The 19173-nt window shown below is 69.1% G+C and carries 17 protein-coding genes and 1 pseudogene; 15 read left to right on the forward strand and 3 right to left on the reverse strand.

The features are described 5' to 3' along the window. Window position 1 precedes the first annotated feature (1 nt). On the forward strand, window positions 2-817 hold the full coding sequence (locus tag GXK59_RS18005) for an IclR family transcriptional regulator domain-containing protein (protein ID WP_160668728.1): 816 nt from the start codon (window positions 2-4) through the stop codon (window positions 815-817). A gap of 6 nt (window positions 818-823) precedes the next feature. On the opposite strand, the gene GXK59_RS18010 is transcribed toward GXK59_RS18005, so the two are convergent. Continuing rightward, window positions 824-1063: a hypothetical protein gene (locus GXK59_RS18010; RefSeq protein ID WP_160668729.1), complete on the reverse strand. Its 240-nt coding sequence runs from the start codon at window positions 1061-1063 to the stop codon at window positions 824-826. A gap of 229 nt (window positions 1064-1292) precedes the next feature. Here GXK59_RS18010 and GXK59_RS18015 point away from each other — a divergent pair, with 229 nt between their 5' ends. The 10 genes and pseudogenes from GXK59_RS18015 (at window position 1293) to GXK59_RS18055 (ending at window position 13069) form a co-directional block, all read left to right on the forward strand. Next, the gene (locus tag GXK59_RS18015; protein ID WP_160668730.1) at window positions 1293-2249 is read left to right on the forward strand and encodes a diacylglycerol/lipid kinase family protein; all 957 of its coding nucleotides are present in this window, start codon (window positions 1293-1295) and stop codon (window positions 2247-2249) included. 439 nt (window positions 2250-2688) lie between these two features. Then, window positions 2689-4251: a sugar transferase gene (locus tag GXK59_RS18020; RefSeq protein WP_202129235.1), complete on the forward strand. Its 1563-nt coding sequence runs from the start codon at window positions 2689-2691 to the stop codon at window positions 4249-4251. Between the two features lie 17 nt (window positions 4252-4268). After that, window positions 4269-5381 (forward strand): Gfo/Idh/MocA family protein, encoded by a 1113-nt coding sequence (locus GXK59_RS18025; RefSeq protein ID WP_160668732.1) that lies wholly within the window; start codon window positions 4269-4271, stop codon window positions 5379-5381. Next, the gene (locus GXK59_RS18030) at window positions 5378-6373 is read left to right on the forward strand and encodes an NAD-dependent epimerase/dehydratase family protein (RefSeq protein ID WP_160668733.1); all 996 of its coding nucleotides are present in this window, start codon (window positions 5378-5380) and stop codon (window positions 6371-6373) included. The genes GXK59_RS18025 and GXK59_RS18030 overlap by 4 nt, the downstream gene beginning before the upstream one ends. Continuing rightward, window positions 6370-7542, forward strand: a complete 1173-nt coding sequence (locus tag GXK59_RS18035; RefSeq protein WP_160668734.1) for a DegT/DnrJ/EryC1/StrS family aminotransferase — start codon at window positions 6370-6372, stop codon at window positions 7540-7542. The genes GXK59_RS18030 and GXK59_RS18035 overlap by 4 nt, the downstream gene beginning before the upstream one ends. Beyond that, complete coding sequence (locus GXK59_RS18040) at window positions 7535-8194, forward strand: acetyltransferase (protein WP_160668735.1); 660 nt, start codon at window positions 7535-7537, stop codon at window positions 8192-8194. The genes GXK59_RS18035 and GXK59_RS18040 overlap by 8 nt, the downstream gene beginning before the upstream one ends. Continuing rightward, entirely contained in the window at window positions 8191-9324 is a 1134-nt protein-coding gene (locus tag GXK59_RS18045) for a DegT/DnrJ/EryC1/StrS family aminotransferase (protein WP_160668736.1), read from the forward strand. Before GXK59_RS18040 ends, GXK59_RS18045 begins: the two co-directional genes overlap by 4 nt. Window positions 9325-9364: 40 nt before the next feature. Then, window positions 9365-9754: pseudogene (locus tag GXK59_RS20790) on the forward strand (VanZ family protein); the annotation flags it as partial. A gap of 78 nt (window positions 9755-9832) precedes the next feature. Next, the gene (locus tag GXK59_RS20795) at window positions 9833-10429 is read left to right on the forward strand and encodes an acyltransferase (protein WP_237394026.1); all 597 of its coding nucleotides are present in this window, start codon (window positions 9833-9835) and stop codon (window positions 10427-10429) included. A 9-nt stretch (window positions 10430-10438) separates the two neighbouring features. Beyond that, complete coding sequence (locus GXK59_RS18055; RefSeq protein WP_160668738.1) at window positions 10439-13069, forward strand: WecB/TagA/CpsF family glycosyltransferase; 2631 nt, start codon at window positions 10439-10441, stop codon at window positions 13067-13069. On the opposite strand, the gene GXK59_RS18060 is transcribed toward GXK59_RS18055, so the two are convergent. Both GXK59_RS18060 and mscL read right to left on the reverse strand, forming a co-directional pair. After that, window positions 13056-13919 carry an amino acid-binding protein gene (locus GXK59_RS18060; protein WP_160668739.1) on the reverse strand — a complete coding sequence of 288 codons (864 nt, stop codon included), beginning with the start codon at window positions 13917-13919 and terminating at the stop codon, window positions 13056-13058. The genes GXK59_RS18055 and GXK59_RS18060 overlap by 14 nt on opposite strands. Before the next feature lie 63 nt (window positions 13920-13982). After that, on the reverse strand, window positions 13983-14468 hold the full coding sequence (gene mscL, locus GXK59_RS18065) for a large conductance mechanosensitive channel protein MscL (protein ID WP_160668740.1): 486 nt from the start codon (window positions 14466-14468) through the stop codon (window positions 13983-13985). A gap of 219 nt (window positions 14469-14687) precedes the next feature. Here mscL and GXK59_RS18070 point away from each other — a divergent pair, with 219 nt between their 5' ends. From GXK59_RS18070 to GXK59_RS18085, 4 genes are all read left to right on the forward strand, one after another. After that, the gene (locus tag GXK59_RS18070) at window positions 14688-15737 is read left to right on the forward strand and encodes an FUSC family protein (protein ID WP_160668741.1); all 1050 of its coding nucleotides are present in this window, start codon (window positions 14688-14690) and stop codon (window positions 15735-15737) included. Window positions 15738-15861: 124 nt separating this feature from the next. After that, window positions 15862-16821, forward strand: a complete 960-nt coding sequence (locus GXK59_RS18075) for an ABC transporter ATP-binding protein (protein ID WP_237393947.1) — start codon at window positions 15862-15864, stop codon at window positions 16819-16821. A 19-nt stretch (window positions 16822-16840) separates the two neighbouring features. Further along, window positions 16841-17995 carry an ABC transporter permease gene (locus GXK59_RS18080; RefSeq protein WP_160668742.1) on the forward strand — a complete coding sequence of 385 codons (1155 nt, stop codon included), beginning with the start codon at window positions 16841-16843 and terminating at the stop codon, window positions 17993-17995. Further along, window positions 17992-19155 (forward strand): ABC transporter permease, encoded by a 1164-nt coding sequence (locus tag GXK59_RS18085; RefSeq protein WP_160668743.1) that lies wholly within the window; start codon window positions 17992-17994, stop codon window positions 19153-19155. The genes GXK59_RS18080 and GXK59_RS18085 overlap by 4 nt, the downstream gene beginning before the upstream one ends. Window positions 19156-19173: the final 18 nt, after the last annotated feature.

Below are 19173 nucleotides of genomic sequence, written 5' to 3' on the forward strand. Positions count from 1 at the left end.
AATGATTGACGCAGCAAAGGGCGCCAGTACCAGTGGCGCGCCGGCGGCCAGTGACCAGTACGTGCAGTCGCTGGCGCGCGGCCTGGCCGTGATCCGCGCCTTCGACACGGACCACCCGAAGATGACGCTGACCGAGGTGGCGGCCCGGACGGACCTGACCCGGGCCACCGCCCGGCGGTTCCTGTACACCCTCGTGGAGCTGGGCTACGTCCGCACCGACGGCAAGATCTTCGCCCTGACAGCCAAGGTACTGCAGCTCGGATACGCGTACCTGTCCGGTCTGTCGCTGCCACAGCTCGCCCAGCCGCACCTCGAGGAGCTGTCCCTCGATTTGGGGGAGTCGACGTCGGCTGCCGTCCTGGAGGGCACGGACATCGCCTACATCGCCCGCGTGGCGACGCGCCGGATCATGACCGTCGGCATCACCGTCGGCACCCGCTTCCCGGCGTACGCCACCTCGATGGGCAGGGTGTTGCTCGCGGCCCTGCCGCCCGCCCAACTGCAGGAGTACCTTGCCGGGACGGAAATCCGGCCCCTGACGCCGCTGGCCATCGGAACGCGGGAGGGGCTGCTGGCGGAGCTGGCCCGGGTCAGGGCCCAGGGCTGGTGCCTGCTGAACCAGGAGCTGGAGCCCGGGCTGATGTCCATCGCCGCGCCGGTCCACGACGGCCCCAAGGTGGTCGCCGCCATCAACGTGTCCCTGCAGGCCCAGTCGGTTGCGAGCCGGCCGGACCCGGAGGCCTACCTGGATTCGGTGCGCGAGGCCACAGTGGCCACCGCGGAACTCATCTCCGCGGACCTGACCTCCGGACGCTAGCTGCCCTCAGCTGGAAGGGCCCTGCACCGGCGCGGTGGATACCGTAATGGTGACCCCTGCGTCGTCGTCGCGGATTTTGAGGTAAAGGTCCTTGCCGACGAGCGAGGCATGGATGTCCTCGCTGTCCGCCGGGGCGATCTGCTCTGCCAGCCGCGTGACTGCCAGCGCCATGGCCCGGCCCCAATCATGGGGATCCATGCTGGACGCCTCGGCCTCAGCCGAGTAGTTCTCCTGTGCTTCGGACATGTGCTCCCGCTTCCCGCCCCCTGGAGCGCGTCCTGCCAGGCTGATCCGGACAGGCGGCCCGCCGGCAGTTGGCTTACGCCGGCAGGCTCCAGTAGTTGAGCATGGCCAGTCTAGTGACCGTGGCGCGCGGACGTCCACGGTTCGCGTCCCGGCTGCGGAGGTTACACGCGGAATCCCGCTAGGATTTCAATCCGGGACACCCCACTCCACCCTGCCCTCGAAGGACGCCATGCCAGAGAACAATTCCGCGCCTGACAGCCACGCCGCGCCTGAGGGCAATACGCAGCCCAGGCGCGCCGCCGTGGTCATCAACCCCGCCAAATCCGGTGGCCCGGCGCTCCAGGGCGCGGTCCTCCGGCTCTGTGAAACACAAGGCTGGGCCGAGCCGCTCTGGCTCGAAACCACGGTCGAAGACCCGGGAACGGGCCAGGCACGCCAGGCGCTGGAGGCGGGGGTCGACGTCGTGATCGCCGCCGGCGGCGACGGCACCGTGCGCTGCGTCGCCGAGGTGCTCGCCGGAACCGGAACGCCCATGGGACTCGTGCCGCTGGGAACGGGAAACCTCCTGGCCCGCAACCTCGGCGTGGACATCACCGATCCGGTCTCCGCCTGCTACGACGTCCTCAACGGCAGCGACCGGGCCATCGATGTCGTCAAGGCAACGCTGGACCACTCGGACGAGGAACAGGTGTTCCTGGTGATGGCCGGCCTCGGGTACGACGCCGCCATCATGGCCGATACCGTGGACGCGCTGAAGGACCGCATGGGCTGGCTCGCGTACGTTGAGGCCGGCATCCGCAAGCTCCCCGGCAAACCGGTCAAGGCGAGGATCAGCGTGGACGGCGGGGAACCCGTCCGCCGCAGGATCCGCAGCGTCATGATCGGCAATTGCGGCCGGATCATGGGTGGGGTCGAAATCTTCCCGGACGCCAAGGTCGATGACGGCGCGCTGGACCTGTTGATCCTGGCCCCGCGCGGGCGGCTTGGCTGGCTGGGGGTTGTCGCCGGGATCTTTGGCCGGAACAAGCGGGAGACCGAAGCGGTGGAGTACTTCCAGGGCACGTCCGCCGAAATCACCCTGGAGCATGAGCAGGAGTTCCAACTGGACGGTGACCACCTCGGCACCGGAACGCATCTTGCCGTTGCAGTCGAGCGGAATGCCCTGAAGATCCGTATGACCAGCTAAAACACCCTGCGGCGGAGTTCGGCGATACTTGCCTCCCGATTTCCGGTGCCAGCGCGGGGCGGCCACGTCCGGGTAGTAAGTACTACCCGGGCAAGGCCCCGAAGGGTGGTTCGCAAAGGCAAGTATCAACCACTCGTGACCGGGGTATCCCCTACCAACTTGGATTGGCTCAGGCATCAAACGATGCAGCCAATTGCCTTTTGGAGGGAGCCGCAATGGCACGCTGGTTCGTTGTCGCCCCGGATGTTCGGCCGCATGACCGAACATCCTTAATTTGTGCGGACGTAGCGTCCGCCGGCCCGCGGACCGCGTGCCCGAAGGGGCGCCGGTGACGCCGCGGACGGAGGGCGTGCCGCTCGGCCTGGCCCTCCACAGCCCGGGACACGCCGCCGCCCGCACCGGTGGGACGGTGGCAGACCTCGCGTACGCATCCCACGCCGTGCACACGGCCCACGCAGCCCATGCCGCTCCCGCAACCTTTGTCCCCCGGCTGCAGACCACCGCGGGACGCACCACGGCTGACGCTCCGGGGCTGCCCGCAGCCACACCCGCCACCATAACGGCCCCGGCGAGGCTCTCCGGCCGGGAATGGGCGCGGTTCCTGCGCCGCCTCCTGCGTGGCACAGATGCCCTGCTGGTCGTCGTCTGCGTCATCGTTGGATTCCTCGTCCGCTTCGATGGCGGCCAGCCCTTTGCCGGAAGCCCCGCTGACCTCAACGCAGCTTTCATCGGCGGGATCCTCGGCGCGATGTGGGTTGCGGCCTTGGGTCTCTACCGCACGAGGGACCCGAAAATCCTGGGAGCCGGGACCAGCGAGTACAAGCGCGTCGCCGCTGCCAGCGGCGCGGTCTTCGGGCTGCTCGCTGTTGGCCTCGTGGCCTTCCGCGTCCAGCCGGCGTCGGCGTTCCACCTGGTCTCACTCCCGCTGGGACTGATCCTGCTGCCGGGCAGCCGCTGGATTGCGCGCCGCTGGTACAACGCGCGCCAGTCCCTGGGGCAGTACCTCGTCAGGGCAATTGTCATTGGCCAGGCCGAGGACGTGCGCTACGTGCTCAAGCGGATTGCCAAGAAGTCGGGCGCCGTCTACGAGATCCTGGGTGTGTCGTTGCTCGGCGGGCGGCGGGGGACGTCGTTCGACGTCGACGGCCGCCGGGTGCCGGTCCTCTCCTCCACCGATGACGTCGTCCGGACGGTTGGCCGCTGCGGGGCGGAGGCGGTCATCGTGGCCGGCCCGGTACCCGGCGGCAACCAGTACATCCGCGAACTGGGCTGGGAGCTGGAGGAGCACAAAGCGGAACTGGTGCTCGCCTCGTCCCTGACCAACGTGGCCGGGCCCCGGATCCACTGGCGGCCGGTGGAGGGCCTGCCGTTGATGCACGTGGATGTGCCCCGGTACAGCGGCGCCAAGCATGCTTTCAAAAGGCTCCTGGACATTGCGGTGGCCGCGGTTGCCCTGACGCTGCTGTCGCCGCTCTTTCTCGTCCTGGCGGTCATCGTCAAACGCGACAGCCCCGGTCCTGTCCTGTTCAGGCAGGAGCGGGTGGGCAAGGCCGGAAAACCGTTCCGGATGCTGAAATTCCGGTCCATGGTCACAGATGCCGAGGCCGCGCTGGCTGGGCTTGGGGGGCAAAACGACGGCGCCGGCGTTCTGTTCAAGATGCACAACGATCCCCGGGTTACCCGCTGCGGACGCTGGATGCGCCGGTATTCGCTGGATGAACTGCCGCAGTTCTGGAACGTCCTCTCGGGCGAAATGAGCCTGGTCGGACCCCGCCCGCCGCTGCAGCGCGAGGTGGGCCGCTACGAGCGGCACACGCACCGCCGGCTGCTGATCAAACCGGGCATTACCGGGCTGTGGCAGGTCAACGGCCGCTCGGATCTGCCCTGGGATGAGGCCGTGCGGCTGGATCTCTACTACGTCGAAAACTGGTCGATCATGGGTGACGTCATCATCATGTGGCGCACTTTTAGGGCTATGTGCATGCCTGCGGGCGCGTACTAACGGAGTGAGGACACACAATGAATGAAACACGTTCGGGGTACTCCCGCGGCCGGAACCCGGCGGCGGACGCCGTGCCGCTGCGGGCAGCCGTCATCGGTGCGGGTTACTGGGGGCCCAACCTGGCGCGCAACTTCAACGCCAGTCCCGACTGGGAGCTGGCTGGAATCGTGGACCTTGACCGGCACCGGGCCGCCAAGCTCGCCGCGGCCCAGGGCGGGGTTCCCGTTTTCAGCTCCGTCGACGAACTGCTGGACCTGGCCGACGTCGACGCCGTAGCGATCGCGACGCCGGCCCACACCCACCACGGAATCGCCCTGACGGCGCTGCAGGCAGGCAAGCACGTGCTGGTCGAGAAGCCACTTGCCGACAGCCGGCTCCGCGGACTCGAGATGGTTGAGGAAGCGGACGAACGGGGGCTGGTCCTGATGGCGGACCACACCTACTGCTACACCCCGGCCGTGCTGAAGATCCGGGAACTGATCGCCGACGGGTCGCTCGGCGACATTCTTTTCATCGATTCGGTCCGGATCAATCTGGGACTGGTGCAGCCGGACGTGGATGTCTTCTGGGACCTCGCCCCGCATGACCTGTCCATCCTCGACTTCATCCTTCCCGACGGGCTGCGGCCGGTGGAGGTTGCGGCGCACGGCGCGGATCCCCTGGGCACCGGCCGTGCCTGCATCGGTCACCTGACGTTCGCGTTGCCTAACGACGCCATGGCCCACGTCCACGTGAACTGGCTGAGCCCGACCAAGATCCGCCAGCTGGTGGTCGGCGGGTCCCGGCGCACCCTGGTCTGGGATGACTTGAATCCCCAACAGCGGCTCAGTGTCTACGACCGCGGAGTCAGCCTGGACCGGCAGTCGCGGTCGGCGGCCGACCGGACCGCCTCGGCTATCTCCTACCGGCTGGGTGACACCTGGTCGCCCGCGCTGCCCGAACATGAGGCGCTGGGCCAGATGGTGGCGGAATTCGCCACCAGCATCCGGCAGCAGCGGCCCGCACGGACTTCCGGCGCGTCCGGCCTCCGGGTGCTGTCCGTGCTGGAGGCCGTCAGCGACAGCCTCAGCGCGGACGGGAAGGCCAGCATCGTTGTCGGCAATGAAGCGAAGCTGGAGGTCAGCTCATGAGTATGCTGCAGGGTGCACAGGTACTGGTCACCGGCGGGGCGGGGACCATCGGTTCCACCGTCGTGGACCATCTGCTCGACGCCGGAGCCGGCAGGATCGACGTGCTGGACAACCTGGTCCGCGGCAGGCGGGCCAACCTCGACCCGGCCCTTGCCAGCGGACGGGTCCACCTCGTCGAGGGGGACCTCCGCGACCGGGACCTGGTCCACGACCTGAGCCGCGGCAAGGACATCATCTTCCACCAGGCCGCCATCCGGATCACCCAGTGCGCCGAGGAACCCCGGCTGGCCCTCGAGGTGCTGGTCGACGGGACGTTCAACGTGCTCGAGGCCGCGTCCGCCCAGCGGGTCGGCAAGCTCGTGGCGGCCTCCAGCGCCTCGGTCTACGGCATGGCCGAGACCTTCCCGACGTCGGAACGCCATCACCACCACAACAACGACACGTTCTACGGCGCCGCCAAGTCCTTCAACGAGGCCATGGCCCGCAGTTTCCGTGCGATGTCCGGCCTGGACTATGTGCTGCTGCGCTACTTCAACGTCTACGGGCCCCGGATGGACGTCCATGGCCTGTACACCGAGGTCCTGGTCCGCTGGATGGAACGCATCGAGGACGGGCTGCCGCCGCTGATCTTCGGCGACGGGCAGCAGACCATGGACTTCGTCCACACGAGGGACGTGGCCCGGGCCAATATCCTGGCCGCCGGCAGCGGGGTGGTCGAGGGCGTGTACAACGTCGCCAGCGGTGCCGAGACAAGCCTGCTGGAGCTGGCCGAGGCGCTGTTGCGGGCGATGGATTCAGAGCTCCACGTGGAACACGGACCCGAACGGGCCGTCAACGGCGTCGTCCGGCGCCAGGCGGCCACCGCAGCGGCCCGGCGCGACCTCGGGTTCAGCGCCGAAACCGGCCTCGAGGACGGGCTGCGCGAACTGGTCGACTGGTGGCGGCCGCTGCGCGCCGAGATCGCGGATGCCAGGGTCGGAGGTGCGCGGTGACCATCAGCCGGGATCACACCCTGAGCCGGATCAACGTGATGAAGCCCTGGCTCGGGGCCGAGGAAGCCGAGGCGGTAGCCGAAGTGATCGCCTCCGGCTGGGTGGCACAGGGACCCCGCGTGGCGCGCTTCGAGGAAGCCTTCGCCGGCACGCAGCAGGCCGGCTATGCCGTCGCGGTCTCCAACTGCACCACGGCCCTGCACCTGGCCCTGAAGGTGGCCGGCATCGGAGCACACGACGACGTCGTGGTGCCGTCCCTCTCGTTCATCGCCACCGCGAACGCGGTCACCTACGTCGGCGCCAGGCCGGTCTTCGCCGACGTCGAGCCGGACACCGGGAACGTGTCCGTGCGGACGCTCGCCGCCGCCCTGACTCCAGCCACCCGCGCCGTGATTGTGGTCGACCAGGGCGGCATGCCGGTCGATCTGGATCCGATCCGCGCCCTCTGTGACGGACTGGGCATCACCGTCATCGAGGACGCAGCCTGCGCGGCGGGCTCCACGTACCGTGGCCGGCCGGTGGGGGCAGGCGCCGAGCTCGCCGCCTGGTCCTTCCACCCCCGCAAAATCCTCACCACCGGGGAAGGTGGGATGCTGACCACCCAAAACGCGGCCTGGGCGGACCGGGCCCGGAAGCTCCGCGAACACGCCATGAGCGTCTCGGCGAACGATCGGCACGTCACCGTCCTGGCACCTGCGGAGGAGTACGAGGAGATCGGCTTCAACTACCGGATGACGGACATGCAGGCCGCCGTCGGGCTCGTACAGCTGGACCGGCTGGGCGAAGCGGTGTCCCGGCGCCGGGCAATCGCCGCCGCCTACCGGAAGGCTCTGGCCGGGGTCGAGGGGCTGCGCTTCAGCCAGGACCCCCTGTACGGCACCAGCAATTTCCAGTCCTTCTGGTTCGAAGTGTTGCCAGGCTTCGCCCTCGGGCGGGAGGAACTGCTGGAGCGGCTGGCCCAGGACGGGATTTCCGCCCGGCGGGGCATCATGGCGGCGCACCGGCAGCCCGCCTACGCCCGGCGGGACACCGGCAGGGCGGACCTGTCGGTGACGGAACGGCTCACAGACAACACCGTGATCCTGCCCGTCTACCACCAGTTGACCTTGGGCGACCAGGCCCGGGTCATCGATTCGATACTGAAGGCTGCGGGGAAAAGCGATGACTGAGCTACTTCTAATCGGCGCCAGCGGCCTTGCCCGCGAGGTTCTGGCCTGCGTCCGCGAGAACGGCCAGTTCGATGTGGTCGGCGTCCTCGACGACGACGAACTCAGGGCGGGCTCCGTCCTGGACGGCGCCCCCATCCTGGGTCCCGCCAGCCACGTTCTCCGCTACCCGGAAGCCCGGGTGGTGGTCTGCATCGGCGCCGGGCGGGCCCGTGAGCGGGTGGTCGCCCGGCTCGCCGGGCTGGGCTTCCCGGGCTACCGCTTCGCGACCATTGTCGATCCTTCGGTGCGGGTCCCGTACTGCTGCGACATCGGCCCCGGCAGCATCCTGCTGGGCAATGTCACCCTGACCGCCGGAATCACAGTCGGGAGCCACGTCGTGATGATGCCTGGTGTGACGCTGACCCACGACGACGTCGTGGAGGACTTCGCCACCCTCGCTGCCGGCGTCTGCCTCGGCGGCGGCGTCAGGATCGGGCGCGCGGCCTACCTTGGCATGAACTCGTCCGTCCGTGAAGGCACCAGGGTGGGGGCCGGAACCAGGATAGGCATGGGCGCCGCCGTCCTGGGCGACGTGCCCGACGGGGAGACCTGGGCGGGGGTCCCGGCACGGGTGCTCGAGCCGTCAGCGGCTGCGGCCGGTGGTGGACGATGACCCGGCCCGTGACCGGCCGGCTTTCCGTCCCTTTCGTTGACTTGGGCGCCCAGCAGGACGAGATCGCCGACGAAGTCGAGGTCGGGCTCAAGGAGGTCTTCGCCCAGGCTTCCTTCATTGGGGGCCCCGCCGTGGCCGAATTTGAGCAGGCGTATGCCCGGTTCCTCGGTGCCGGCCATTGCGTGGGGGTAGCCAACGGCACGGACGCCCTGGAACTGGCACTCCGTGCCGCCGGGGTCAGGGCAGGAGGGGAAGTCATCCTCCCCGCCAACACCTTCATCGCGACCGCCGAGGCCGTGAGCCGGATCGGTGCGCTGCCGGTGCCCGTCGACATCGATCCGGAGTACCTGCTGATCGATCCGGACAGGGTGGCCGAGGCTGTGACAGCCCGGACCCAGGCCATCATGCCCGTCCACCTGTTCGGCCAAACCGCCTTCGTCGAGCGCCTGGCACCGATAGCGGCGGCCAGCGGCGCCGTGATTGTCGAAGACGCCGCCCAGTCCCAGGGTGCTTCCCGCCATGGCCGCTTCGCCGGCACGCTGGGACTGGCCGCCGGGACGAGCTTCTACCCGGGCAAGAACCTCGGGGCCGCCGGGGATGCCGGCGCCGTGGTGACGAATGACGACGACGTCGCCGCCCGGGTGCGGATGCTTGGCGCCCACGGCAGCGAGCGGAAATATCAGCACGACACGGTTGGCATGAACTCCCGCCTGGACACCATCCAGGCGGTGGTGCTCAACGCCAAGTTGCGCAGGCTGGCCATGTGGAACGAACGACGGCGGAAGGCCGCGGCACGCTACACGGAGCTGCTGGCGGACCTGCCCGGCGTCGAGCTTCCCCGCACAGCCCCGGGCAACGCCGATGTCTGGCATCTGTACGTTATCCGTGTCCCGGATCGGGACCGCGTGCTTGCGGCCCTGAACGCAGCAGGTATCGGCGCCGGCATCCACTACCCGGTTCCGGTGCACCTCAGCGGCGCCTACCGGGGGATGGGCCGCGGTCCCGGTTCCTTCCCGGTCGCGGAGCGGGCCGCCCGGGGGATCCTGTCGCTGCCCATGTTCCCGCACATCAGCGAGGTGCAGCAGCAGTACGTCGTGGACCACCTGCGGGCAGCCTCAGGCCGGCCGTGAAACTCCGGAATCCTGGCCCCCTGCCAGTGAAGACCAGACGATGAATGCGAAGGCACGCCGGAGGATCCTGCTCATCGCGCTGGTGCTGTACCTGATTGGCCTCGCGTTTATCGGCGCCTGGCCGTCGCCGGTGGACCGCCCCCTGGCGGGCCTGCTAAGAGACGTCATCGACGCTGTGCGGGCATACCCGCTGACATCGGGCATCACGTACATGCACATCGAGGGGGCCGCCAATGTCCTCCTCTTTGTCCCTTTGGGGGTGATCGTCGCGCTGCTGCTGCCCACCCGCCGGTGGTGGCTGGCGGCGGTCTCCGGTGCGCTGATCTCAGCCGCGATCGAAACCGTCCAGTACCTTGCGTTGAGCCAGCGCACGGCGAGCCTGGGGGACGTTGTCAACAACACCCTGGGTGCCGTGCTCGGTGCCGCGGCCATCCGGATCATCCGGACACACCCGGCGCGGGCGGCAGCGCCTGATCCCGGCACGGAACCCGCGTCCAGGAGGAGTGTCATGAAGACCATCGCCGCTACTGCAGACGTCGCCGAAACCGCCGTCGTTGGGGAGAACACCCGGATCTGGCACCTTGCGCAGGTCCGGGAGGACGCCAGCGTGGGCAGCAACTGCAATATTGGCCGCGGCGCCTACGTGGGTCCCGGCGTCGTCATCGGCTCAAACTGCAAGCTGCAGAATTACGCGCTGGTCTACGAACCGGCCCGCCTCGGCGACGGCGTCTTTGTCGGCCCCGCCGCAGTGCTCACCAACGACCTGCACCCCCGGGCGATCACGCCCGACGGAACGCTGAAAGGCTCCGAGGATTGGGACGCCGTGGGGGTGACTGTCGGCCGGGGCGCCTCCATCGGCGCCCGGGCCGTCTGCGTTGCCCCTGTGTCCATCGGCCAATGGGCCACCGTGGCTGCCGGGGCGGTGGTCACGAGGAACGTGCCGGACTATGCGGTGGTCGTCGGTGTGCCGGCCCGGCAGGCCGGCTGGGTGGGCGAGGCCGGGCACCCGCTGAAACAGGACGGCGCCGGCCGCTGGCTGTGCCCCGTCACGGGCCGCCGGTACGTCGAGAGCAACGGTCAACTGGCGCCCGCCGAGGCGGGCTGAGGGGAAGTCATGAAGACACCGGAAAGCAGCAAAGTCGTCCTCGGCGGAACGCCCGTGGACCTGATGGAGCCCGAACCTGCGTTGGAGCTCATCCTTCGGCGCGCGGCTGACCACAGGCGCCCGCCGCTGGCCGTGGCCTCGGTCAACCTGGACCACCTCAACCACTTCGGCACCGGAGGCCGCTGGTCAGGAACTTTGCACGCCGATCCCGGCAGCGTCGTGGAGTGGGTCCACCTGGTCGACGGTGCCCCTTTGGTGTCCCAGTCGCAGCGGCTCACCGGACACAGCTGGCCCCGGCTCGCCGGGAGCGACCTGGCCTCCCCGCTCCTGACCCGGGCCGAGGAACTCGGCCTGAAAGTCGGATTTTTGGGCGGCTCGGAAGACAACCAGCGCCGGCTGGCGGAGAAGATCGCCCTCGAGCGCCCCGGGCTGCGGGTGGCGGGGATGTGGTCACCGGCCAGAAGTGAACTGGCCTCGGCACCCGACTCCGGACGAATCGCCGCCGAGATCGAGGCTTCCGGCACGCAGATCCTTTTTGTGGGCCTGGGAAAACCACGCCAGGAGCTCTGGATAAACCGCTACGGCGCCCTCACCGGAGCCGGGGTCCTCCTGGCTTTCGGCGCTGCCGTGGATTTTCTCGCCGGCCGGGTGCAGCGCGCCCCCGAGTGGGTCAGCCGGCGCGGCCTCGAATGGGGCTATCGCCTGGCACTGGAACCCAGGCGGCTCGCCCGCCGCTACCTGCTCGACGGACCGCCCGCCTATCTGAAGCTCAGAACCGGTTCGTACGCCGTGCCGCCGGAGCTTCCCGCGGCCACTGCCGGGCCCGCCCCCCGAACCCCCGGGCTGTTCACCGGACCGGACGGTCCTGCGGATGCCGCCGTCGTCATCGTCACCTATAACAACGCCGGCGACATTGGCGCCCTGCTGCAGGGTCTTCGGGCGGAGACGGCCGACCTGGCGCTTCGCGTGCTGCTGGCCGACAACTCCTCGCAGGACGGCACCCTCGAACTGGTTCGGGCCACCCACCCGGACGTTCTCGCCTTCGCAACCGGCGGAAACGTGGGGTACGCCGCCGGCATCAACGCCTCCCTGCGGCGGGCAGGCGATTCCGAAACCATTGTGGTCCTCAACCCGGACCTCACGGTGGGGCGCGGCTGCCTGAAGGCCATGCTGGACCGCATGCGCACCTCGAAGGCGGGCGCGGTGGTGCCCCAAATCCAGGACGGGGCCGGCAGGACCAGCCCCACACTGCACCGCGAGCCGGGCGTCAGCCGCGCACTTGGCGATGCCCTTTGCGGGCGGAGGGCGCCAGGCCGCCCCGGATGGCTGGCGTCGACGGATTTCCACCCGGAGAGCTACGCCCACGCGCACACCGTTGAGTGGGCCAGCGGGGCCGCCTTGATGGTCAGCCGGCCCCTCGCGGATTCCGTGGCCTGGGACGAATCATTCTTCCTCTACTCGGAGGAGACGGATTTCTTCCGCCGTCTGCGGATCTGCGGCGGGTCGGTCTGGTACGAACCGTCAGGGGCCATGACCCATGAGGGCGGCGGCTCCGGCAAGTCCCCCGGGTTGAACGCACTCATGGCGGTCAACCGGATCCGTTACATCCGCAAGTACCATTCCCCGGCGTACTCCGCGGTGTTCCGCGCGGCCGTGATCCTCTCCGAGCTGTTGCGGTGCTGGAAACCGGGGCGCAGGGGAGTGCTGCGGACGGTGCTCGACGAGGCAACCTGGACTGCCCTGCCCGGCCCAAGCAAGGATGCCGGGAACCGCCGGGACACCAGCGGTATCCCGCGCGGATCGGTGATTATTCCGGCGCACAACGAAGCGGCCGTGATCGCCAGGACGCTCGCCCCGCTGGCCCCGTTGGCTGCAACCAGGCAACTGGAGGTCATCGTGGCCTGCAACGGCTGCCCCGATGACACCGCCGGTATCGCGCGCGGATTCGAGGGCGTGACGGTGCTGGAACAGGGGCAGTCGTCCAAAGCCGCCGCCCTCAACGCGGGAGACGCCGCCGCTTCACACTGGCCGCGGCTTTACCTTGATGCGGACGTGCAGATCAGTCCGGACGCGGTGCATGACGTGCTCGATGCCCTCAGCACCGGACGGCTCCTGGCCGCGCGACCGGCGGCCCGCTTCGACCTTCAGGACGCGCACCCGCTGATCCGCTCGTACTACCGGACCAAACTCGGCCTTCCATCGGCCCGGAGCGGACTGTGGGGAGGCGGAGTGTACGGCCTCTCCCACGAGGGCCGGCAGCGTTTCCAGCAGTTCCCCGACCTGACCGCGGATGATCTGTTCGTGGACCGCCTTTTCGGTCCGGCGGAAAAAGCCGTCCTCGACGTGGACCCCGTCGTGGTCCACCCGCCCCGGACGCCGGGGGCCCAGCTGGCCGTGCTGCGTCGCGTCTATCGCGGCAACGCCGAGCAAAACGCCCGGCCGAACGCCGGGCAGGGCGGCGGGCACAGTACGGCGGGCCGCACCTTGGTCGAGGTGGGCCGGTCAATTCGTGGTCCGCTGTCCGCTGCGCATGCCCTGGTGTACGTGGCCTTTGCCCTGGCCGGCCGCCGCGGGAGCGGACGCCCGGGGGTGTGGGAACGCGACACAAGCACCCGGAAGCCCGCCGTCAACGGCTCGTGACGGGGCGGTGCGCGAGGATTTCGGCGAGCTCGGCCAGCCGGTGCGCCCGGGCGGACTCCGCCGGGGTGAACGGCTCCCCGGGACGGGAAAACGTGATGGGACCGTGCCAGGCCGTCGGGATCTTCAACACGGTTCCGTCCGTCGCGGCCGGAGCGGTGGTGCCTGCATCCGGCCCGGCCACGATCCGCGCGTGCAGCAGTTCAGCGACTGCAAGCGGCAGCTCCTCGGGGTTGGCCGCGATCCTGGCCGCGAGGCTCAGCGCCCCGGTCTGCCCGTCGGCCATGGCCAGCGCTGTGGTGGGCCAGACGTGGGGGTCGTTGCCGCCGCCCTCACGCAGCGCTGCGAGCAGTTCCGCTTCACGCAGCCCGCCGGGCGCGGACAGCACAAACTCATCCAGCACACCGCCGTCGACCGGGTGGACATGGATGCTCAGGATGTTGGTGTCCAGCCCGGCCAGCGACCGCGTGAGTTTCTGCAGTGAACCGGGCCGGTCCGCCAATACTGTGCGGGCACGCCACAGGGACGGTGCCGCGCCGAGCCGGCTGCGGTGGCGCAGGGCGGGGGCGTGCAGCCAGCGCCGGAGCATCCGCGCCGCGGACGGCTCCGCCACCCAGATGACCAGGATGGTGGCGGTCAGTGTCAGGACCAGGACCTTGCCCACATTGGGCAGGTGCGTCCCCACCACCGCCGCGTGGACCAGCAGTTCGATCGGCAGCATCACGGCGATGTTGGCCAGGGTCAGCCGGGTCTTGGTCGGTTCGGGCATCTGGCCGCAGACCTCGCAGCTCAGCTCGGAGGCCGCCGGGGCCTGTGGTCCGCCGTGGTTTCTGCCACGGGCTGAGGGCTTCATGGGTCCCATGATGCCCGGCCGCTGTTACGGACCTATTGCCGGCCGGTGACGTTTTCGTTCGGCCTAGCGGCTGCGCTGGCCGGCGGACTCGACGGTGCGTTCACCGGCCTGCTCCGGGTCGTCGCCGGATGCCGGTCCGTGGACCGGGCCGGCGAGCTGCACCAGCAGGTCGCGGATTTCGGCCAGCAGGGCGGTGTCCGCCGGGAGCGGCTTCTCCTCCGGCTCCGCAGTGGCCAGGCGCTTCTTCACCAGGTGGTTGATCCGGTTCATCGGGGCCACGAAGATGAAATAGACGACGGCGGCCGTGATCGTGAACGTGACGAACGCTGTGATGACCGCGCCGAAGTTGACGAAGGTTTTGTCATTTCCCGGCCAGATGGGGAAACCCAGGCCGTTGGTTTCGACGCCACCGGCCGCCGCGATGATGGGGTTCACGATGTTCGAGGTGAACGCGCCGACCAGGGCGGTGAAAGCGGTGCCGACCACGACTGCGATGGACAGTTCGATCACGTTGCCGCGCAGGATGAAGTCCTTGAATCCTTTGAGCATGGGTCCTCCGGGTGCCTTGAATAACTTTGTGCGCCGTGTTCCGGGCGCGGGGATCAACCGCTAGACGCTATCACTTCCGCCGTCTTGTCTCCCGGCCGGGGCCGGTTCCGCTCAATGGATAATGATGCCGGGCGGGGGCGCGCTTCCGGCATAGGATTGAGGGTGGATGCCAGCGCCGCCGTCGTAACAATCCGACTGCCAGAAAGGTGCCTCCCACCCGTGAAGATGCTTGCCGAGATGTTCACCATGGCTCCCGGCAACAAGGACCACCAGGTCGCCGTTCGCTGCGCCGTCGGAGTCTTTGTCCCGCTGATCACACTCTTGTTCCTGGACCGCCTGGACCTGGCGATCTTCGCCTCCTTCGGCGCCTTCACCGGGATCTACGGCCGCAACGAGCCCCACGCCAAGCGCTTCGGCCTGCAACTCCGCGCCGGGGCACTGATGGTGGTGGTGATGTTGCTCGCCGCCCTGACCGCCCGCGCCGGGCTTCCGGCGGCGGAGACCCTCTGGCTCCAGGTCTTTGCGACCACACTCGTGGCTGGAGTCTGCTCGCTGATCGTCGCCTGGTGGCGGCTCCGCCCGGCAGGCTCGTTGTTCCACATCTTTGCCTTCGCCGCGATCGCGTCCATCCCCAACCAGCCGCCGCTGTGGCAGGGAATGCTCGTCGCAGTACTGACCGTCGCCTTCTCCCTGCTGGTCGGCATGTCCTCCCGCGTGGTCCGGGGCCGCCGGACGCCGTGGATCCGGCCGGCCCGCACCCCGCTCAGCACGGCCGAAAAGCGGGTGGCCCTGCTCGAAAGCGCCGGCTACCTTGTGGCGGCCGGCCTGGCTGGCACCCTTGCAACTCTCGCGGGTGAGCGGCTGGGCTTCGGCCACAACTACTGGGCGATGGTGGCCGCCGTCGTCCCGCTCGTGGGGCACTCCACGCGGCACCGGGTCAGCCGCGGGCTGCAGCGAATCGTGGGCACGGCGATCGGGCTGGTGCTGCTCGCGGGGATCCTGCTCCTGCAGCCGGCACCCTGGCAGACCGTCCTCGTGATCGCCGCCTGCCAGTTCGGCGCTGAGATGTTCATCGCCCGCCAGTATGTCCTGGCCCAGATCTTCGTCACGCCGCTGGCCCTGATTTCGACCCTGCTGGTGGTTCCGGCGGCTCCTGGCATCCTGCTGCGCGACCGGATTTTCGAGACCGTCATTGGCGCCGCCGTCGGTGTGGCCGTGGTGCTGGCCCCGACGGTATGGCGCCGGCTGCGCTCCCGGCCGGTCGCCTAGGCATACACCCGGCGCACCCCCGCTGATGGGCATCAGGGGGTCCAAGGGCCCTGTCCCGCCGGAATCCCGCACGAAAGGCTAGGCTTGGTCACGTCTGTGTGCGCCGGGACTTGGGGGAGTGTTTGTGGAAGTTTTGGAGACCTTGACCAAGGACGTGCTGGACGTCAGAGGGCTCGTCAAGCGGTACGGCGACCTGACCGCCGTCGACGGTGTCTCCTTCCGGATCCGCGCCGGGGAAACCTTCGGGCTGCTGGGCCCCAACGGCGCCGGCAAGACCACCATCATCTCCATGGTGGCGGGCCTGATCCCCGCCAACGAAGGAACCGTCCGCGTGGCGGGCCGGGGAATGGACCCCTCCGAGACGGAGGCCAAGCGGGCCATCGGCCTGGTCCCGCAGGAACTGGCCATCTACCCGGACCTGACCGCCCGGGAAAACCTGAAGTTCTTCGGCCGGCTGCAGGGACTCACCGGCAAGGGGCTCACCGAGCGCACCAACGAGGTACTGGAGCTGATTGGGCTCAGCGACCGTGCCGGCGACCTCACCAAGAAGTACTCCGGCGGCATGAAGCGCCGGCTGAACATCGGCATTGGCCTGCTCCACCGGCCCACCCTGCTGATCCTGGACGAACCGACCGTCGGGGTGGATCCGCAGTCCCGCAACTCCATCCTGGAATCCGTGGAAAAGCTCTCCGTCGAAGGCATGGCGGTCCTCTACACCACCCACTACATGGAGGAAGCCGAGCGGCTCTGCGACCGGATTGCGATCATCGACGAGGGCCGGATCCAGGCCGAGGGCACCCGGGACCAGCTGATCACGCTCACCGGCGGCGTGGACCGAATCAACCTCCGCGGCGGCGGCAGCACGGCCCGGGCGGCGGAGGCCCTTCGTCAGCTGCCGGCCGTACAGCACGTCGACAACGACGGGGCCGGACTGACGCTTACAGTCAGCGACGGACCCACTGCCCTCGCGGGGATCGTGACCGGCGCGGGTCAGGCCGGGATGTCCGTGACGTCCGTGGAGATCGTCCGGCCCGACCTTGAGTCCGTCTTCCTGCACCTGACCGGCAAAGCGCTGAGGGACTGAGATGCACGGCCTGTGGACCATGGTCGCGAACGACCTCCGCCAGCGCGTCCGGGACAAGTCTGTCTTCATCTTCTCCCTCATCGTCCCGCTCGCGCTGATGGGGGTGTTGAGCCTGGTGTTTGGCGGCCTCGGCGGGGACACCGTTGACCTGAAGCCGGCCACCGTCGTCGCCAGCGCGGACGACGCCGACCAGCTGGGTGCCGCCCTGCTCGGCGCCGTCGATTCACTCGAAATCATGGACGTCACCATCAAACGGGTCCCCGCCGCGGACGTCCGCAGCGAAACCCGGGCCAGCGGCGCCGCCCTCGGCATCATTGTTCCCGAGGGCTTCAGCAACGCGGTGTTGTCCGGACAGGCTGCCCCGGTCCAGTTGGTCGAGGGCAACGGCGCCAGCCTGGAAACCGGCGTGCTGATCTCCGCGGTCCAGGCGGTCCTGGACCAGTTTGCCGCCGGTACGGTCACCGCGGCCGCCGGCGGCATCTCCGGGCTGCCGCACCAGGAACTCGCGGCGCTGGCGCAGCAGGCCGCGGCCGGACCGCGGCTGCTCACCCTGACCGAAGGGCAAGCCGCCGCCGAACAACTCTCACTCCGCGGCACGCTCGTGGCCGGCCAGGCCGGGTTGTTCCTGATGTTCACGGTCGGTTTCGGCGTGCTGGGGCTCCTCGCGGAACGGGAACAGGGCACCCTGGCCCGCCTGCGGTCAATGCCGGTCACCGGCGTCACAGTGATCACGGCCAAGGCCTGCACCGGATTCATCCTGGGGGTGGTTGCCACCACCGTCCTGCTCACCGCCGGCTCCCAGCTGTTCGGCGTCTCCTTCGGCTCCCCGCCCGTGGTGGCCGCGCTGATCCTCGCCGTGGTGACGGCCGCGACCAGCCTGACGTTCGTGGTCGCACGGCTGGTCCGGACGGCCGAGCAGGCGAACGTGGCGCAGTCCATCCTGGCAATGGTGCTCGGGATCGCGGGAGGAGCCTTCTTCCCGGTCCAGGGCACCGGCTTCGCCGCCACGCTGCTGGACCTCAACCCGATCGGGGCGTTCATTAGGGGACTCGGGATCTCCGCGGGCGGTGGAAGCCTCGGGGACGTGGCGGGGCCGGTTGTGGTGATGCTGGCTTTCGCCGCGGCCGGCCTGCTCCTTTCCCGCCTCCTGCCGGACCGGGGGGCGCAGGCATGAGCGCCATGCTCGCGATCGCCACAGTGGAACTGCGGCGCTTCCTGCGCGACAAATCGAACATCTTTTTTGTCTTCATCTTTCCCCTGCTGCTGATCCTGCTGCTCGGTTCGCAGTTCGGTGCCGGCAGCGGCCAGGCCCGGGTGGCCATCGCCGGGCCCGGCAGTGCACTCGCGCAGGCCCTCACCGCGAAGCTGCAGTCAGCCGGCGTCGCGGTCACCGCCAGCGGCGAAAACGCCGCGCGGGCGGACCTCAGCCGCGGGCGCACCGACGTCGGGCTGTTCCTGGACGATGCCGACGGGGCGGCGTTCGACGCCGGTCGGCCGGCGGAGCTCGACGTTGTGATGGCGTCGCAATCCTCCGCGCAGGCCGTACTGCAGCAGGTCCGCACCGCCGTGCAGGCGGTGGGCCTGGAGCGGAGCCAGCTCGCTGCCCTGGCCGGCGCCGGAATCCCCGAGTATCGGGCCCGCCCGGCCCTGGACCAGGCGGCCGCGCAGGTAGCAGTGCCGACCGTGGAAATCGTCGACACCAACGACATGGCGCAGGAGTTCCGCGGGCTGGGCAAGTTCGATCTCGGCGCCGCGCAGCAGTTGTTGCTTTTTGTGTTTCTCAGCTCCCTCACCGGTGCGGCCACACTGATCCAGGCACGGCGGTTCGGGGTGGTGGGACGGGTCATGTCAGCCCCGGTTTCCAGCGGCCAGGTCGTGGCCGGGCAGGCGCTGGGACGTTTCGCCATTGCCTTCCTACAGGGCGGTTTCATCATGGCCGGCACCGCGCTGCTGTTCGGCGTCGACTGGGGCAATCTGTGGCTGTCAGCCCTGGTGCTGGTGCTCTTCTGTGCTGTCGCGGCAGCCGCGGCGATGATGGTCGGATCGGTCATCGACAATGACACCGCGGCCGCCGGTGTGGGCGTGGGCGGCGGACTTGTACTGGGCGGCCTGGGCGGCTGCATGGTGCCGCCCGAGTTCTTCCCGGAAGCGCTGGCCACGATCTCCTATGTCACCCCACACCGCTGGGCCTATGACGCCTTCGCCGCCATCCAGCGCCGCGACGGCACCCTCGGTGACATCCTGCCGCAGCTGGGAGTGCTCGCGGGAATGGCCACGGCGCTGCTCCTGCTGGGCGCCTGGCTGTTGCGGCGAAGCCTCAGCCGCGCCCTGTAGCGCCCGTTCCAAGCCCGG

It is taken from the genome of Pseudarthrobacter sp. ATCC 49987, from assembly GCF_009928425.1.
Classification (GTDB): Bacteria; Actinomycetota; Actinomycetes; order Actinomycetales; family Micrococcaceae; genus Arthrobacter.

Excerpts from the sequence above, each read along its gene's own strand:
- GXK59_RS18055 (WP_160668738.1), top strand. The coding sequence starts at position 10,439 with ATGAAGACACCGGAAAGCAGCAAAGTCGTCCTCGGCGGAACGCCCGTG.
- GXK59_RS18015 (WP_160668730.1), top strand. The coding sequence starts at position 1,293 with ATGCCAGAGAACAATTCCGCGCCTGACAGCCACGCCGCGCCTGAGGGC.
- GXK59_RS18010 (WP_160668729.1), bottom strand. The coding sequence starts at position 1,063 with ATGTCCGAAGCACAGGAGAACTACTCGGCTGAGGCCGAGGCGTCCAGC.
- GXK59_RS18045 (WP_160668736.1), top strand. The coding sequence starts at position 8,191 with ATGACCCGGCCCGTGACCGGCCGGCTTTCCGTCCCTTTCGTTGACTTG.
- GXK59_RS18040 (WP_160668735.1), top strand. The coding sequence starts at position 7,535 with ATGACTGAGCTACTTCTAATCGGCGCCAGCGGCCTTGCCCGCGAGGTT.
- mscL (WP_160668740.1), bottom strand. The coding sequence starts at position 14,468 with ATGCTCAAAGGATTCAAGGACTTCATCCTGCGCGGCAACGTGATCGAA.
- GXK59_RS18060 (WP_160668739.1), bottom strand. The coding sequence starts at position 13,919 with ATGAAGCCCTCAGCCCGTGGCAGAAACCACGGCGGACCACAGGCCCCG.
- GXK59_RS20795 (WP_237394026.1), top strand. The coding sequence starts at position 9,833 with ATGAAGACCATCGCCGCTACTGCAGACGTCGCCGAAACCGCCGTCGTT.
- GXK59_RS18030 (WP_160668733.1), top strand. The coding sequence starts at position 5,378 with ATGAGTATGCTGCAGGGTGCACAGGTACTGGTCACCGGCGGGGCGGGG.
- GXK59_RS18080 (WP_160668742.1), top strand. The coding sequence starts at position 16,841 with ATGGTCGCGAACGACCTCCGCCAGCGCGTCCGGGACAAGTCTGTCTTC.
- GXK59_RS18025 (WP_160668732.1), top strand. The coding sequence starts at position 4,269 with ATGAATGAAACACGTTCGGGGTACTCCCGCGGCCGGAACCCGGCGGCG.
- GXK59_RS18005 (WP_160668728.1), top strand. The coding sequence starts at position 2 with ATGATTGACGCAGCAAAGGGCGCCAGTACCAGTGGCGCGCCGGCGGCC.
- GXK59_RS18085 (WP_160668743.1), top strand. The coding sequence starts at position 17,992 with ATGAGCGCCATGCTCGCGATCGCCACAGTGGAACTGCGGCGCTTCCTG.